The sequence below is a fragment of the Hydrogenophaga sp. BPS33 genome, assembly GCF_009859475.1.
Lineage (GTDB): Bacteria > Pseudomonadota > Gammaproteobacteria > Burkholderiales > Burkholderiaceae_C > Hydrogenophaga.
Genome location: NZ_CP044549.1, coordinates 2,808,584 through 2,823,320, shown reverse-complemented (window position 1 = coordinate 2,823,320; position 14,737 = coordinate 2,808,584). Strand labels below are relative to the sequence as shown.

The 14,737-nt window shown below is 65.2% G+C and carries 13 protein-coding genes; 3 read left to right on the top strand and 10 right to left on the bottom strand.

Going from position 1 to position 14,737, the window contains the following annotated elements; genetic code table 11:
- Positions 1-5: 5 nt before the first annotated feature.
- The 10 genes from F9K07_RS13150 to rpsB form a co-directional block, all read right to left on the bottom strand.
- A complete protein-coding gene (locus F9K07_RS13150) occupies positions 6-524 on the bottom strand; it encodes an OmpH family outer membrane protein (protein WP_159593756.1) in 519 nt (172 codons plus the stop codon).
- Positions 524-2,848, bottom strand: a complete 2,325-nt coding sequence (bamA, locus tag F9K07_RS13145) for an outer membrane protein assembly factor BamA (RefSeq protein ID WP_159593754.1) — start codon at positions 2,846-2,848, stop codon at positions 524-526. Before bamA ends, F9K07_RS13150 begins: the two co-directional genes overlap by 1 nt.
- A 13-nt stretch (positions 2,849-2,861) precedes the next feature.
- Complete coding sequence (gene rseP, locus F9K07_RS13140) at positions 2,862-4,226, bottom strand: RIP metalloprotease RseP (protein ID WP_159593752.1); 1,365 nt, start codon at positions 4,224-4,226, stop codon at positions 2,862-2,864.
- A 53-nt stretch (positions 4,227-4,279) separates the two neighbouring features.
- Entirely contained in the window at positions 4,280-5,467 is a 1,188-nt protein-coding gene (ispC, locus tag F9K07_RS13135) for a 1-deoxy-D-xylulose-5-phosphate reductoisomerase (RefSeq protein ID WP_159593750.1), read from the bottom strand.
- Between the two features lie 4 nt (positions 5,468-5,471).
- The gene (locus F9K07_RS13130; protein WP_159593748.1) at positions 5,472-6,293 is read right to left on the bottom strand and encodes a phosphatidate cytidylyltransferase; all 822 of its coding nucleotides are present in this window, start codon (positions 6,291-6,293) and stop codon (positions 5,472-5,474) included.
- Positions 6,286-7,044 (bottom strand): polyprenyl diphosphate synthase, encoded by a 759-nt coding sequence (gene uppS, locus F9K07_RS13125; RefSeq protein ID WP_159593746.1) that lies wholly within the window; start codon positions 7,042-7,044, stop codon positions 6,286-6,288. The genes F9K07_RS13130 and uppS overlap by 8 nt, the downstream gene beginning before the upstream one ends.
- Positions 7,045-7,073: 29 nt before the next feature.
- Positions 7,074-7,634 carry a ribosome recycling factor gene (frr, locus tag F9K07_RS13120; RefSeq protein WP_159593744.1) on the bottom strand — a complete coding sequence of 187 codons (561 nt, stop codon included), beginning with the start codon at positions 7,632-7,634 and terminating at the stop codon, positions 7,074-7,076.
- A 43-nt stretch (positions 7,635-7,677) separates the two neighbouring features.
- Entirely contained in the window at positions 7,678-8,388 is a 711-nt protein-coding gene (pyrH, locus tag F9K07_RS13115) for a UMP kinase (protein ID WP_159593742.1), read from the bottom strand.
- A gap of 150 nt (positions 8,389-8,538) precedes the next feature.
- The gene (gene tsf, locus F9K07_RS13110) at positions 8,539-9,426 is read right to left on the bottom strand and encodes a translation elongation factor Ts (protein WP_159593740.1); all 888 of its coding nucleotides are present in this window, start codon (positions 9,424-9,426) and stop codon (positions 8,539-8,541) included.
- Positions 9,427-9,543: 117 nt separating this feature from the next.
- Complete coding sequence (rpsB, locus tag F9K07_RS13105) at positions 9,544-10,299, bottom strand: 30S ribosomal protein S2 (protein ID WP_159593738.1); 756 nt, start codon at positions 10,297-10,299, stop codon at positions 9,544-9,546.
- A 314-nt stretch (positions 10,300-10,613) separates the two neighbouring features.
- On the opposite strand from rpsB, the gene F9K07_RS13100 reads away from it, so the two are divergent.
- The 3 genes from F9K07_RS13100 to F9K07_RS13090 all read left to right on the top strand — a co-directional run bounded on the left by F9K07_RS13100 (position 10,614) and on the right by F9K07_RS13090 (position 14,727).
- Positions 10,614-11,903 (top strand): FAD-dependent oxidoreductase, encoded by a 1,290-nt coding sequence (locus tag F9K07_RS13100; RefSeq protein ID WP_159593736.1) that lies wholly within the window; start codon positions 10,614-10,616, stop codon positions 11,901-11,903.
- A 28-nt stretch (positions 11,904-11,931) separates the two neighbouring features.
- On the top strand, positions 11,932-13,512 hold the full coding sequence (locus F9K07_RS13095; RefSeq protein WP_159596919.1) for an NAD(P)H-hydrate dehydratase: 1,581 nt from the start codon (positions 11,932-11,934) through the stop codon (positions 13,510-13,512).
- A 261-nt stretch (positions 13,513-13,773) separates the two neighbouring features.
- Positions 13,774-14,727, top strand: coding sequence for an IS110 family transposase (locus tag F9K07_RS13090; protein ID WP_159593437.1), 954 nt, complete (start codon positions 13,774-13,776; stop codon positions 14,725-14,727).
- Positions 14,728-14,737 lie beyond the last annotated feature (10 nt).

Genomic DNA, 14,737 nt, shown 5'->3' with positions numbered 1-14,737 from the left:
GCGGCTTACTTGCCGCTGTTCAAGCCGCTGAGCACCTTGTCGGTGATGTCGTGCTTGGGGTTGATGTACACCGCTTCCTGGATGATGAAGTCGTACTTCTCCGACTCCGCCAGTTGCTTGATCACGCGGTTGGCGCGGTCCACGACGGTCTGCAATTCTTCGTTCTTGCGCAGGGCGAGGTCTTCCTGGAATTCGCGTTGCTTGCGCTGGAACTCGCGGTCCTGGTCAACCAGTTGGCGCTGGCGCGCGTTGCGTTGTGCCTCCGGCAATGTGGGTGCTTCGCGCTCGAACTTCTCCGAGGCGGACTTGATCTGTGCCGCGAGACCCTGAACTTCTTTTTCCTTCGCGGAGAACTCCCGCTCGAGTTTCGTCTGCGCCGCCTTGGCGAGATTCGCTTCCCGAAGGATGCGCTCCAGGTTCACAGCACCGATGCGCAGGTCCTGCGCGGTCGCGGTCAGGGCCAACAGGCTCAGGCCCGCTGCCACCACGAGGTGACGGTTGAGGATTCGGTAAAAAGTCTTCATCAAAAGGAGGTTCCGATCTGAAACTGGAATTTCTGGATTCTATCGTTCGGGAATTTCCGGATAGGGTGTGCCAGAGCGAAGCGCAAGGGGCCAACGGGCGAGATCCAGCTCAAGCCGACCCCCACGGAAGCGCGCAGGTCGCGCGCGTTGGGACGGGTGTCATTTTCGCCGTACACGTTGCCCACGTCCACAAAGCCGAACATGCGCAGCGTACGGTCGTTCCCCGCACCCGGGAACGGTGTAATGAATTCGGCACTGAGCGCCAGGCTGCGGTTGCCACCGATATTGACCTGCTCGCCGGCGGACACCCCCGTGCGAATGAGCGAGGTGGGACCCAGGGTACCTTGGTCGAAGCCGCGCACCGAACCCAGGCCACCGCCGTAGAAGTTCTTGAACAGCGGGTACGGGCGCCCTCCCAGTCCCTTGCCATAGCCGATCTCGCCATTGAAAGCCAGCGTGTACTGCTTGGTCAGCGGGAAGTACTGCTGGAACTGGTAATTGGCCTTGATGTAGCGGGTATCGCCCGCCACGCCCCACTCGGTGTTGAAGCGTTGCAAACGGCCTTGCGTGGGCACCAAGGCACTGTCGCGCCCGTCGCGAGACCAGCCCAGCGTCAGCGGAATCGAGCGGCTCGTTTCGCCAAAGTCGTTGCGGTACTGGTCGTACGCGTCCGGCAGACCGGTGCCCGGCTCGATGCGGGTCTGCTCGACACCGATACCGAAGAACACCGTGTCCTGCTCGCTGAACGGCACACCGAACTTGATGGTCGCACCAGGCGTGACCAGGCGGTAGTCACCCCCTTGTTGCGAGTACGGCGTCGTGGTTCGGTAGTAGACGTCAATGGCGCGCGAAATGCCATCGGCGGTGAAATAGGGGTCCACGGTGCTCACAACCACCTGGCGGTTGTAGTCGCTGGTGTTGACGTCGATGCCCAGGTAGTTGCCGGAGCCGAACACGTTCTCTTGCCGGATACCAGCAATGAGCGACAGCTTTTCGGCCTGCGAGTAGCCTGCGCCCAGGGTCAGGTTGCCGGTGGGCTTCTCCGCCACCGTGATGGTCATGTCCACCTGATCGGGCGTGCCCGGCACGGGTTGCGTATCGACCTCCACCGAAGTGAAGAAACCCAGACGGTCCACACGGTCGCGCGAAAGCCGGATGCGGTCGCTGTCGTACCAGGCCGATTCGAGCTGGCGGAACTCGCGGCGGATGACTTCGTCGCGCGTGCGGTTGTTGCCTTCGACGTTGATACGCCGCACGTACACACGGCGCGCCGGCTGGGAACGGATCACGAAGGACACTTGCTTGTTGGCGCGGTCGATATCCCGCGTGGGCTCGACCTGCGCAAAGGCATAACCAAAGGCACCGAAATAGTCGGTGAAGGCCTTGACCGTGCTGGTTTCGTCTTCGGCGTTGTAGGCCTGGCCCGCGCGCATGGTCACCAAGGACTTGAACTCTTGTTCTCGTCCGAGGTACTCGCCTTCCAATGCCACCGACTTGACCACGTAGCGATCGCCTTCGGTGACGTTGACGGTGACCGACATGTCCTGCTTGTCGGGCGAGATGGCGACCTGGGTGGAGTCGATGCGGAATTCGAGATAGCCGCGCGAGAGGTAGTACGAGCGCAGGGTTTCGAGGTCGGCGTTGAGCTTGGCGCGCGAATAGCGGTCGGACTTGGTGTACCAGCTGAGCCAACCGCCGGTGTCGAGGTCGAACAGGTTGCGCAGCGTCGACTCGGAGAACGCCTGGTTGCCCACGATGCGGATTTCGCGGATCTTGGCGATATCGCCCTCGACCACGCTGAAATTCAGGTTGACCCGGTTGCGCTCGCCCGGCGTGACCGTGGTCACCACCTGGGCTGCGTACATGCTGCGGTTGATGTACTGGCGCTTGAGTTCCTGCTCGGCGCGGTCGGCCAAGGCCTTGTCGAACGGCCGGCCTTCGGTCAGGCCGATGTCGCGCAGCGCTTTTTTCAGCACCTCTTCATCGAATTCCTTGATACCGGTGAAGCCAATGTCGGCCACGGTCGGCCGCTCCTCCACGATCACGACCAGCACATCGCCATTGATCTGCAAGCGCACATCGCTGAACAGGCCTAGTGCAAAGAGAGAGCGGATCGCGGTCGAGCCCTGGTCGTCGTTGTACTGGTCGCCGATGCGGAAAGGCAAGGACGCGAATACCGTACCGGGTTCAACGCGCTGCAGGCCTTCGACGCGGATGTCGCGCAGGGTGAACGGATCAACGGCCCAAGCCGGAAGGGCCGCCAACAAGGCCGTCGCGAGCGCAGAAAGGGTCAGGCCGCGAAGACCGAAAGAGTTTTTTTTCATGGAAAGGAAGCGTTCAGCCAGCCAGGCGGGCCACATCGTTGAACAAGGCGACGAACATGAGTGCCATGAGAACCATGACACCCCCTCGCTGCAGGCGCTCCATCCAGGCATCAGACACGCTGCGCCCAGTCACAGCCTCCCAAAGATAATACATCAGGTGCCCACCATCGAGGACCGGCAGCGGCAGCAGATTCAGCACGCCCAGACTCACACTGATGAGCGCCAGAAACAGCAGGTAAGACGTGATACCAAGACTGGCCGACTTGCCCGCGTAGTCGGCAATCGTGAGCGGCCCGCTGAGGTTCTTGACCGAGGCCTCGCCAATGAGCATGCGCCCCATCATCTTGAGCGTGAGCCAGGAGACTTCCCAGGTTCGCTCCACGCCTTTCACCAGACCCTCCACCGGGCCCAGGCGCACGGTCGTCATCGCGGGCAATGCGCCGATGTAGGCGCCCACGCGACCCACCCACACGCCCGCCTGCTGCTCGGGCACGGGCCGGACCGCCAGCACCATGGTCTGGCCATCGCGCGCGATTTCCCAGCGCTGCTCGACCGGCTCACCCGCAGGTCCGCTCGCCGCGCGGATGCGGGTGCGCAAGCCTTGTCCATCGCCCACGGGCTGGTCGTCGACGCGGCGCACCACGTCGCCCTCGCGCAGGCCCGCAGCCGCTGCGGCACCGCCGTTCATGACCTCCCCCACGACCGGTGCGCTCCAGGGCGCCTGGATGCCGATGTGGCGAAACAGCGTGGCGTCCGCCTCGCGCACATCGAGTTCGCTCAGCGCCAGGCGGACGGGACGGGTCGCCCCGCCCTCCTGCGAAGCGACCCACAAGGTCACGTCCTCGCTGGAGAGCGCGGCCTGCGTCAGGCGCCAACGCAGATCCTCGAACGAAGCCACAGCACGCGGCTCGGTGTCGTTGGTCGCCACCTCGGCAACCCAATCACCCCCCTGCAAGCCCGCGCGTTCGGCCACCGACCCGGCCACGGGCGTGGCCAGAATGGGCTTGGGCCCGTCCACACCCGTCCAGTTCACCAACGCATAGATCGCAATGGCCAGCAACAGGTTGGCCGCGGGGCCTGCGGCGACGATGGCGGCGCGCGAGCGCAGGGGCTGGGTGTTGAAGGCCAGGTGCCGCTCGGCCTCGTCCACGGGCGCCTCGCGTTCGTCGAGCATGCGCACGTAACCCCCCAAGGGCAGCGCGCAGAGAACGAATTCGGTCGGGCTGCCCTTCTTCTTCCAGCGCAGCAAGGGTTTGCCGAATCCCACCGAGAAGCGCAGCACCTTCACGCCGCAGGCGACGGCCACACGGTAATGGCCGTACTCGTGCACGGCGATCAACAGGCCCAGGGCCACCACGAAAGCAACAAGAGTGAGCATGAGAAACCCGATTGGAAACGATGAATCGCCCGCCTCGGCCGCCAGCGGACCGGTCAGACCGCCAGGCGGCCCACCTCGGCCAGCGCCCGCGTGCGCGCTTGTCCATCGATGGCCAGGAGGTCTTCGAGGCTGCCGGGTTTGGAGGGGCTCACAGCCTGCAAAGTTGCATGGTTGACCGCGTGAATCTGGTCGAAGCGCAAGCGCCGGCCCAGAAACGCGTCCACCGCCACCTCATTGGCCGCGTTCAGGACGGCGGTGGTGCCCGCAGGCCCACCCAAGGCATCCCAGGCCAGGCGCAAGCCGGGAAAGCGCCGCCCGTCGGGCTCTTCGAAACTCAGAGACCCTAGCTTGGCAAAGTCCAGTGCCGCCGCGCCCGAGACGATGCGCTCGGGCCATGACAGGCCATACGCGATCGGACCGCGCATGTCCGGTGTGCCGAGTTGTGCCACCACGGAACGGTCGGTGTATTGCACCATCGAGTGGATCACGCTCTGGGGATGGATCACGACCTCGATCTGCTCGCCTGGCATGCCAAAGAGGTAGCTGGCTTCGATGACCTCCAGGGCCTTGTTCATCATCGTGGCCGAATCGACGGAAATCTTGCGGCCCATGACCCAGTTCGGGTGGGCGCAGGCCTGCTCCGGCGTGGCTTCGCGCAGGGTATCGGGATCGCGGTCGCGAAACGGCCCGCCCGAGGCGGTGAGCACGATCTTTTCCACCCGGCGCGACCAGGTGCTCGGGTCATCGGGCAAGGACTGGAACACCGCCGAGTGTTCGCTGTCGATCGGCAGCAACGTGGCCCCGCCCTGGCGCACCGCTTGCATGAACAACTCGCCACCGACCACCAGCGCTTCCTTGTTGGCCAGCAGCACCTTCTTGCCGGCCCGCGCCGCAGCCAGGCAGGGCGCCAGGCCGGCGGCGCCGACGATGGCCGCCATCACCGCGTCCACCTCGGGCGCTTCGCTTACATCACACAGAGCCTTCGGGCCCGACAACACCTCCACCTTCAAGCCCGCCCCACGCACGCGCAGCGCGAGTTCTTGTGCGTGTGCCGGGCTGGCCATCACGGCATAACGCGGCTGGAACTGCTGGCATTGGGCGAAGATCGCATCCACCTGGGTCGCGGCGGTCAGCGCGAACACGCTGTAGTGCGCCGCATGGCGTGCGATGACATCCAGGGTGCTGGTACCGATGGAGCCGGTGGAACCCAGAACGGTGATGGCTTGGGGACGGTGGGTCATGGTTTCAAATTGTGATGAGCATCATGGCCAGCGGCAACACCGGCAAGAGCGCATCCACCCGGTCCAGCACGCCCCCATGGCCGGGCAACAACTGGCTGGAATCCTTGGCGCCGGCACTGCGCTTGACCAGGGACTCCACCAGATCGCCGGCCACGCTCATGGCGACCAGGAACACCACACCTGCGACAGCCCAGGCGGGACCATCGGCCCAGAGCCGGGCATACAGGCTGCCGCCTTCAGGGTCGACCAGAAGCCAGCAGGCGGCGAGCAGCAGCACGCCTAGCAGGCCACTGAGCGCGCCCTCCTGGCTCTTGCCCGGACTGATACCGGGCGCCAGCTTGCGCTTGCCGAAGGCCTTGCCGCCGAAGTAGGCCGCGATGTCCGCCATCCAGACCAGGCACAACACCGACAGCAGAAAAACCAGGCCGACCTGGCGCGCCTGCACCATCGCCAGCCAGGCGCATGCGATCCACACCATGCCGATGCACACACGAAGTCCGGCGGGCCATCGCGACCAGCCCGACACACCGCGCCGCAGCATCACCACGGCCATGAGGACCCACAACACGCCCAGCGCCAACCAAAGCGGGCGCAACGACCAGCCCAAGCCACCGGCGAGCCAGACGCACGCCAGCAGAACGCCCAGGCCGATGCCCAACCCCAGGGACAGCTTCGGCCCGCAGGCGTTGAGCCGGGCCCACTCCCAACCGGCCGCCACGATCATCAGCAGGGACAGGGCCGCAAAGAGCTCGATCGAAGGGTAGAACAAGGCGGGCAACAAAACCGCCAGCAGCAGCACCGCCGTGATGATCCGCTGCTTAAGCATGCCGTTTGTCCACCACCGGCTGGGCATCCACCTGCTGTTCGGCGGTGCGGCCAAAGCGACGGTCACGCCGTGCGAATTCGCCGAACGCCCGGTCCAGTTCGGCCGCGTCGAAATCGGGCCACAGGCAATCGGTAAACACCAGTTCCGTGTAGGCCGACTGCCAGAGCAGGAAGTTGCTGATGCGCAGCTCGCCACCGGTGCGGATCAGCAGGTCGGGGTCGCCGACATGCGCCAAGGCGGTGCTTTGCGAGAGGCTTTCCTCGGTGATCTCGATGCCCTTCTGCGCCAGGCGCCGCGCGGCCTGGACCACATCCCAGCGACCACCGTAGTTGAAGCACACGTTCAGCACCAGGGTGCTGTTGTGGGCAGTGCTGCGCTCCGCCGCTTCCAGACCTTGCACCACCCGCGCCGACAAACCGCTGCGATCCCCCGGGAAATGCAGCCGCACGCCGCTCTTCTCCAAGCTGGGCACCTCGCGCGACAGCGCCAGGACGAGCAGGTCCATCAGGCCGGAGACCTCATCCACCGGCCGATTCCAGTTCTCGGAAGAGAACGCGAACACCGACAACGCTGGCACGCCACGCTCGATACAAGCCCGGACGATGGCGCGCAAGGTCTCCACGCCTTGTTTGTGCCCCGCCACGCGAGGCATCCAACGCTTCTGCGCCCAGCGGCCGTTTCCATCCATCACGATGGCCACGTGCCGTGGCAACTTGGCCGGCGCGAGCGATGAGGAGGCGGTTGAAACCATGGGAGCGAGCGCGTGACCAGGCGGGCAGATCAGACCGCGAGGATGTCCTGTTCCTTGGACGCCACCAGGCGGTCCACCTCGGCGATCATGCGATCGGTGAGCTTCTGGATGTCTTCCTGCGAACGGCGGTCGTCGTCTTCCGAGGCCAGCTTTTCCTTGACCAGCTTCTTCACCGCTTCGTTCGCATCGCGGCGCAGGTTCCGGATGGCGATCTTCGCGGCCTCACCATCGCCGCGCACGACCTTGGTCAGTTCCTTGCGGCGCTCTTCCGTCATGGGTGGCATGGGCACGCGGATCAGGTCGCCCTGGCTCGACGGATTCAAACCCAGATCGGATTCGCGAATGGCCTTCTCGATCTTCGCGCCCATGCCTTTTTCCCACGGAGCCACACCGATGGTGCGCGCGTCCAGCAGCGTGAGATTGGCCACCTGCGACAGCGGCAGCATGGAACCGTAATACTCAACGTGAACCGTGTCCAGCAGCGCCGGGTTGGGACGACCCGTGCGCACTTTCATCAGCCCGTTCTTGAGCGATTCCACCGATTGAAGCATCTTGTGCTCAGCGGTTTTTCGGACGTCCTCGGTGCTCATGAATACTCCTCAATGCAACGAAAAATAGATGCCACCAACGGCATCAAACATGAACCAGGGTTCCTTCGTCATCGCCGTGCACCACCTTGCGCAGTGCACCGGGTTTGAAGATGGAGAACACCTTGATGGGCAGCTTCTGGTCGCGGCACAGCGCGAAAGCCGTGGCGTCCATCACCTGCAGATTCTTGCCCATCGCCTCGTCGAAGGTGATGGTGGCGTAGCGGGTGGCTTTCGGGTCCTTGTTCGGATCGGCGGTGTAGACGCCATCGACCTTGGTGGCCTTGAGCACGATCTCGGCGCCGATCTCGGCGCCACGCAAAGCCGCGGCGGTGTCGGTCGTGAAGAAGGGATTGCCGGTGCCCGCGGCGAAGACCACCACCTTGCCCTCTTCGAGGTACTGCAGTGCCTTGGGACGCACATAGGGCTCGACCACCTGCTCGATGGCAATGGCCGACATCACGCGCGCGACAAGGCCTGCTTTTTCCATGGTGTCGGCCAGCGCAAGCGAGTTCATCACAGTGGCCAGCATGCCCATGTAGTCGGCGGTGGCGCGGTCCATGCCGACGGAGCCGCCCGCCACGCCGCGGAAGATATTGCCCCCCCCGATCACGATGGCCACCTGGACGCCCAGGCGTGTGACTTCAGCGATTTCCTCCACCATGCGAACGATGGTGGCCCGGTTGATGCCGAAAGCGTCATCGCCCATGAGGGCCTCTCCCGACAGTTTCAGCAGAATCCGTTTGTAGGCTGGCATGGTCAACTTTCAGGATATCGATAAACAAAGATTCAGCCGGCAAGTGTAGCGAGGACATCGCACCCGCTCGCCGAGGACCACCCCACAAATGTGGGGGCCACACGGCACAACGGGCCTGACGGCCCGTTGTGATGTATCAGCCTGAACGGATCAACCGCCCTTGGCGGCAGCGACCTGGGCCGCCACTTCGGCCGCGAAGTCGTCGACCTTCTTCTCGATGCCCTCGCCCACCACGTAGAGCGTGAAGCCCTTGACGGTGGTGCCAGCGGCCTTGAGCATCTGCTCGACCGTCTGCTTGTCGTTCTTCACGAAAGGCTGGTTGAACAGCGAGACCTCTTTCAGGTACTTCTGCACCGAGCCTTCGATCATCTTGGCGGCGATGTCGGCAGGCTTGCCCGACTCTGCGGCCTTGGCGGTGGCCACCGAACGCTCTTTTTCGATCAGCTCGGCAGGCACATCGGCGCTGGTCAGGGCCACGGGCTTCATGGCAGCGATGTGCATCGCCGTGTCCTTGGCAGCCGTCTCGTCGCCATCGAACGCCACCAGCACGCCGATACGGGTGCCGTGCAGATAGCCGGCCACCTTGCCACTTGCGCTGTAGCGTTTGAAGCGGCGAAAGCTCATGTTCTCGCCAATCTTGCCAATCAGACCCTTGCGCACATCTTCCAGCGTGGGGCCAAAGCCGTCCTGGCTGTAGGCCAGCGCGCCCAATGCCTCAAGGTCGGCCGGGTTCTGCTCGGCCACCAGCTTGGCGGCGGCATTGGCCAGGGCCAGGAAGCTGTCGTTCTTGGTCACGAAGTCGGTTTCGCAATTGACTTCGATCAGGGCGCCGGTGTCACCCTGGATGAAGCTGGCGACAACGCCTTCGGCGGTGACGCGGCTGGCGGCCTTGCCGGCCTTGGTGCCGAGCTTGACGCGCAGCAACTCCTCGGCCTTGGCCATGTCGCCATCGGCTTCGGTCAGCGCCTTCTTGCACTCCATCATGGGCGCATCGGTCTTGGCGCGCAGTTCAGCGACCATGCTTGCGGTAATTGCCATTTTTGTTTCTCCGTTTTCTGCCGCGCCTCGATAGAAGCCCACGGCATGCTCAATGATCGGTTGCTTTTCTTACAAAAAAGGGGCCACAAGAGCCCCTCTTTCGGAGGAAAGACAGACTCAGGCGGAAGCGCCTTCCTTGACTTCCACGAATTCGTCGGTGCCTTCAGCGGCCACGGCCTTGACGACGTCGTTCACCGCGTTGCTGCGGCCTTCGATGATGGCGTCGGCAATGCCACGTGCATACAGGGCCACGGCGCGGGCGGAGTCGTCGTTACCGGGGATGACGTAGTCGATGCCTGCAGGCGAGTGGTTGGTATCGACCACGCCCACGAGCGGAATGCCCAGCTTCTGGGCTTCGAGCACGGCGATCTTGTGGAAGCCCACGTCGATGATGAAGATGGCGTCGGGCAGCGCGGCCATGTCCTGGATGCCACCAATGTCCTTCTCGAGCTTTTCCATCTCACGAGCAAACATCAGTTGCTCCTTCTTGCTCATGTTGTCCAGGCCGGCTTCCTTTTGGGCCTGCATGTCCTTGAGACGCTTGATCGAGGTCTTGACCGTCTTGAAGTTGGTCAGCATGCCGCCGAGCCAGCGCTGGTCGACAAAAGGAACACCGGCACGACGGGCTTCCTGGGCCACGATGTCGCGCGACTGGCGCTTGGTCCCCACCATCAGGATGGTGCCGCGGTTGGCGGTGAGCTGGCGCACGAATTTGGCGGCCTCTTCAAACAGGGGCAGCGTCTTTTCGAGGTTGACGATGTGGATCTTGTTGCGATGGCCGAAGATGTACGGAGCCATCTTGGGGTTCCAGAAGCGGGTTTGGTGACCGAAATGGACACCGGCTTCCAGCATTTCGCGCATGGAGATAGACATAAGATTTCTTTCCAGAGGTTGAGTCTAAAATCCAGCCCCGATCACCTGGACATTGGCGAGCCGTTGAAGGCCCCATGCTGTAGGCGACACCCGGTTGGGCTGGTTTGCGATTTCGCTTTGCTAAGTCTTTCCCGAATGGCTATTCGGGTCCGTCAACTGCAAAGCCCGTCGATTATAGCAGTCCAGCGATCTTCCACCCCCTCCACCCGTGGCGGAACGGTGCCTGACCACAGGCATGGCTCCGCCTAACTTTCGCGCCTCATGCCCACTGCCTTGCCCATCCCGCCCCGCCCCACCACCAGCGGGGGGCGGCCGTGAAGGTCGCCGTGGTCGGTGCGGGCGTCGTGGGCACGACGACCGCTTTTGAACTGGCGCTCGATGGCCACGAGGTCACGGTATTCGAACGCCACAGCACCGTTGCCGAAGAAGCCAGCTTTGCCACCGGCGCGCTGGTCGCCGCGGGCTGGACCGCCCCCTGGAGCACACCCGAACGCCACATACGCCTGCCGTGGTCCAGCCAGAACGACGGCCTCAAATTGGCGCACCTGCCGCGCGGCAGCGAATGGCGCTGGCTTTGGCGGTGGCTGCAGGCCGGCCGGGGCGGCTACCCATCCGCGCGGCATCAGCAGATCCACCAGTTGGTGCGCTACAGCCAGGAACGGCTGCAGTCCCTGACCGAAGAGCGCGAGTTTGACCACGACCGCAGCCAGGGCATGCTGGTGCTCTGGCGCACCGCGCGCCAGGCGGCGCAGGCGCGAACCGCCCTGGACCACATGAAGGATCTCGGCATCCCGCACCGCGAGCTTGCGGCCGAACAGGCGCGCGCGCTGGAGCCCGCGATCAGCGCGGAAACGCCATTTCACGGCGCGGTCGAACTGATGGGTGAAGCGGTGGCGAACTGCCGCGAATTTGCGCTGTCCATCCGGGACCAGGCCCGGCAGTTGGGCTGTCAGTTTGCGTTCAACACGCAGGTCGAGGCCATCGAAGCCCGGGCCGCGCCGGGCGTCGAACTGCGGCTGGCCAGCAGCGGCAAGACGCTGGAAGCCGAGACGCCCCTCGAAACCCGGCGTTTCGATGCGGTGGTCGTGTGCGCGGGCATGCGCAGCGCCGCGCTGCTACAGCCCACGGGCCTGCGCCTGCCCCTGCGGGCCATTCACAGCCATTCCCTCAGTGCACCCGTGCGCGAGCCCCTGGACGCTCCGCAATCGGCCGTGCTGGACGCGGCGCACGGGGTGTCGATCGCGCGCCTGGGTCAGCGCATCCGCGTGGCCGGCGGCCGCGACTTTGGCATGCCAGAGGGCCAGCGCTCGGCCGCCACCTTGCGCCAGCTGTACTCGGTGCTGTCTGACTGGTTCCCTGGCGCCGTGCGCTTGGGCGGACCCCAAGGCAGCGTTCAGGAATGGCATGGCGCACAAGCCACCCTGCCCGACGGTCTGCCCGCACTCGGTGCCAGCAAAGTGCCCGGCGTCTGGCTCAACCTGGGCCATGGCAACGCCGGCTGGTCCATGGCCTGCGGCAGCGCGCGTTTGCTGGCCGATCAGTTGGCCGGCCGAAGCCCCGACGTGGGCGTGGCGGGCTGTTCGCCGCGCCGCCTGGGCCTCTGAGCGCTCGGCCTGGAGCAACGCCTTGATCATGTCTGAGCTCACACCACCCGCCGGCCCGCGCCGCATCACCGGCGATCGGCGCGAGGCGTTGCACGACACGGCCACCACGCGCCAGATCGAACAGCAAGCTGCCGCCACCCTTCCCGACCACACCTTGATGGCGCGTGCCGGTGAGGCTGTGGCGCGCCTGGCCCGGGCGCTCCAGCCGCACGCGAGCTGCATCTGGATCGCGTGCGGGCCCGGCAACAACGGCGGTGACGGCTTCGTGGCCGCGACCCATTTGCACCGCTGGGCACAGGCAGCGGGCGGTGGACGGCGGGTGGTCGTCACCCACGCGGTCCACGACGAAGCGCGCCAACCGGCCGACGCCCGATGGGCGCTGCAATCGGCGCGCGAGGCAGGCGTGTGCTTCAGCGATGCGCCACCGGCCGCGTTCGATCTGGCCATCGATGCGCTGCTGGGCATCGGCCCCGCGCGCACCTTTGAAGGACCCCTGGCGCAGTGGCTGGGTGTGCTGCGCAGCACCCGAGCGCCGGTGCTGAACGTGGACCTGCCCACCGGCCTGAACGCCGACACCGGCGCGCTGGCACCGTGTGACGGCGTGGACAGCGCCCCACCGGGGCCGCGCCATACCCTGTCGCTCCTGAGCTTGAAGCCGGGCCTGTTCACCGGCGCGGGCCGTGACGCCGCGGGCGAGGTGTGGCTGGACGGACTCGGCCTGCCGAGCACGGCGTTCGCTGCGGCCAACGCCTGGCTCTGCGGGGCCGATGCCGACCCACCGCAGCGCCGGGCCCACGCCAGCCACAAAGGCAGCTTCGGCGATGTGGTCGTGATCGGAGGCCAGGGCATCGGTGTGGATGGCGCGGGCATGACCGGCGCTGCCATCCTGGCCGCGCGCGCGGCGCTACAGGCCGGCGCGGGGCGGGTCTTCGTGGGCTTGCTCGAAGACGATGGACCGGGCAAGCCGACCTGGGACCCGGCCAGCCCCGAGCTGATGTTTCGCAGCACCGAACGGCTGCTCGACCCGACCGTGCTGCGCGGCGCAAGCGTGGTCTGCGGTTGCGGCGGGGGTTTGGCGGTCGTGCCTTTGCTGCCTGCCGTCCTGGCGCATGCCAACCCCTTGGTGCTGGACGCCGATGCGCTGAACGCCATCGCCAACGACCCGGCATTGCGCCATGCGCTCGCGCAACGGCGCGCACAAGAACGTTCAACCGTTCTCACGCCCCACCCACTGGAGGCCGCGCGCCTGCTCCAAAGCACCACGGCCGAGGTCATGGCCGACCGCTTGCGTGCCGCACAAGCCATCGCGGACCAGTTCGGTTCGATCTGCGTGCTCAAGGGATCGGGCACCGTGATCGCCGCACCCGGTGAGACTCCCCTCATCAACCCCTCGGGCAACGCGCTGCTGGCCACGGCGGGCACCGGCGACGTGCTGGCGGGCATGATCGGCAGTGCGGTGGCCGGGCCGTCGCGGCCCCCCGCACAGGCTTTCAAGCGCGTGGCCCATGCGGTGTTCCAGCACGGCGCCCTGGCCGACCGCTGGACGCAAGAAACGACGCTACACCTGAGCGCGGGCCGCCTCGCGGCCCGGGTCAAGCCGCTTGATTGAGATACCCCCCTGCGCGCCTTCGGCGCTCCCCCCCCTGGAAGGGGTATCAAGGGTCCGGCTTGTATGGTTGAGGTGTTGGGGTGGAGGGCCTGGAAGTACGGCTATCGGCTTGGACCGACTGGCGGAGATTGCCCCCACCCCGCCTTTCAGCGTCGATAAGGAACTGAGCGGCACCCAGTAGCGCCGATCTTGAAGCAAGCTAACGCGGCTGGCGGGAATTTCCACCCCAACACTTGCCATTCTTTCTCGCAGGAGGTTGCCATGCAAGAAGTCCATGTGTTCATCGGGGTAGATGTGGCCAAGGCCGAACTCGTCGTCGCCACGGCCTCCCAACCAGGATGCCGCAGCATCGCCAACGAGGTCGGCGCCATCAGCGCCTGGCTGCGTGAGCTACCAGACAACACCCTTGTGGCCATGGAGTCCACCGGGCGCTACCACCAACTGCTCGCCACCCTGGCACACGCAGCGGGTCTGCAGGTGTTCGTGCTCAACGCCCGCGATGTGTTCTTCTACGCCCGCGCCCTGGGCGCTCGGGCCAAGACCGATCGGCTCGATGCCCATGTGATCGCCCGTTACCTTCTTGAACATCATGAGCACCTGCACCCCTGGCAGGCTTGCTGCCCCGCGCTCGCTCAGGTCAACACCCTGCTCGCGCAGCGTTGGACGGTAGTGACCAAACGCACCGCGCTGCACCAGTCGCTACAGGGCTGTGATGCAGCCATCGCTGCCGAGCTAGGGGCCCTGGATGCGGCCTTCGCCACGCTGCTTAAGGCCATGGATGCGCGCATCGCAGCACTGTTCGCAAAGGATGCCCGCTTGGCAGAGCAACGGGCTTTACTGCAAAGCATCGTGGGCGTGGGCGCGCAAAGCAGTGCATTGCTGGCCAGCGTGCTGGCCCAGCTGGACTTTGCCAGCGCCGATGCCTTGGTGGCCTACAGTGGGCTGGACCCGCGTGCCTGTGATTCGGGCCGCAGCCGAGGCCACCGAAGGCTCTCCAAACGCGGACAACCGGCTCTACGACGCCAGATGTACCTCGCCGCCATGTCGGCCTGCCACACCAAGACATTTGAAGCCACTTACAAGGCTTTGCGCCAGCGCGGCCTGAAGACCACCGAAGCCCTCGTTGTACTGGCTCGCAAGCTCCTGCGTATCGCCTTTGCCGTCTGGCGCTCTGGCAAACCATTCGAGCCTCAGCGATATGCACCCAGCGCTTGACTTCTATCCA

Excerpts from the sequence above, each read along its gene's own strand:
- rseP (WP_159593752.1), bottom strand. The coding sequence starts at position 4,226 with ATGCTCACTCTTGTTGCTTTCGTGGTGGCCCTGGGCCTGTTGATCGCC.
- F9K07_RS13095 (WP_159596919.1), top strand. The coding sequence starts at position 11,932 with ATGTCTGAGCTCACACCACCCGCCGGCCCGCGCCGCATCACCGGCGAT.
- frr (WP_159593744.1), bottom strand. The coding sequence starts at position 7,634 with ATGAGCACCGAGGACGTCCGAAAAACCGCTGAGCACAAGATGCTTCAA.
- ispC (WP_159593750.1), bottom strand. The coding sequence starts at position 5,467 with ATGACCCACCGTCCCCAAGCCATCACCGTTCTGGGTTCCACCGGCTCC.
- tsf (WP_159593740.1), bottom strand. The coding sequence starts at position 9,426 with ATGGCAATTACCGCAAGCATGGTCGCTGAACTGCGCGCCAAGACCGAT.
- rpsB (WP_159593738.1), bottom strand. The coding sequence starts at position 10,299 with ATGTCTATCTCCATGCGCGAAATGCTGGAAGCCGGTGTCCATTTCGGT.
- F9K07_RS13150 (WP_159593756.1), bottom strand. The coding sequence starts at position 524 with ATGAAGACTTTTTACCGAATCCTCAACCGTCACCTCGTGGTGGCAGCG.
- pyrH (WP_159593742.1), bottom strand. The coding sequence starts at position 8,388 with ATGCCAGCCTACAAACGGATTCTGCTGAAACTGTCGGGAGAGGCCCTC.
- F9K07_RS13130 (WP_159593748.1), bottom strand. The coding sequence starts at position 6,293 with ATGCTTAAGCAGCGGATCATCACGGCGGTGCTGCTGCTGGCGGTTTTG.
- F9K07_RS13090 (WP_159593437.1), top strand. The coding sequence starts at position 13,774 with ATGCAAGAAGTCCATGTGTTCATCGGGGTAGATGTGGCCAAGGCCGAA.
- uppS (WP_159593746.1), bottom strand. The coding sequence starts at position 7,044 with ATGGTTTCAACCGCCTCCTCATCGCTCGCGCCGGCCAAGTTGCCACGG.
- bamA (WP_159593754.1), bottom strand. The coding sequence starts at position 2,848 with ATGAAAAAAAACTCTTTCGGTCTTCGCGGCCTGACCCTTTCTGCGCTC.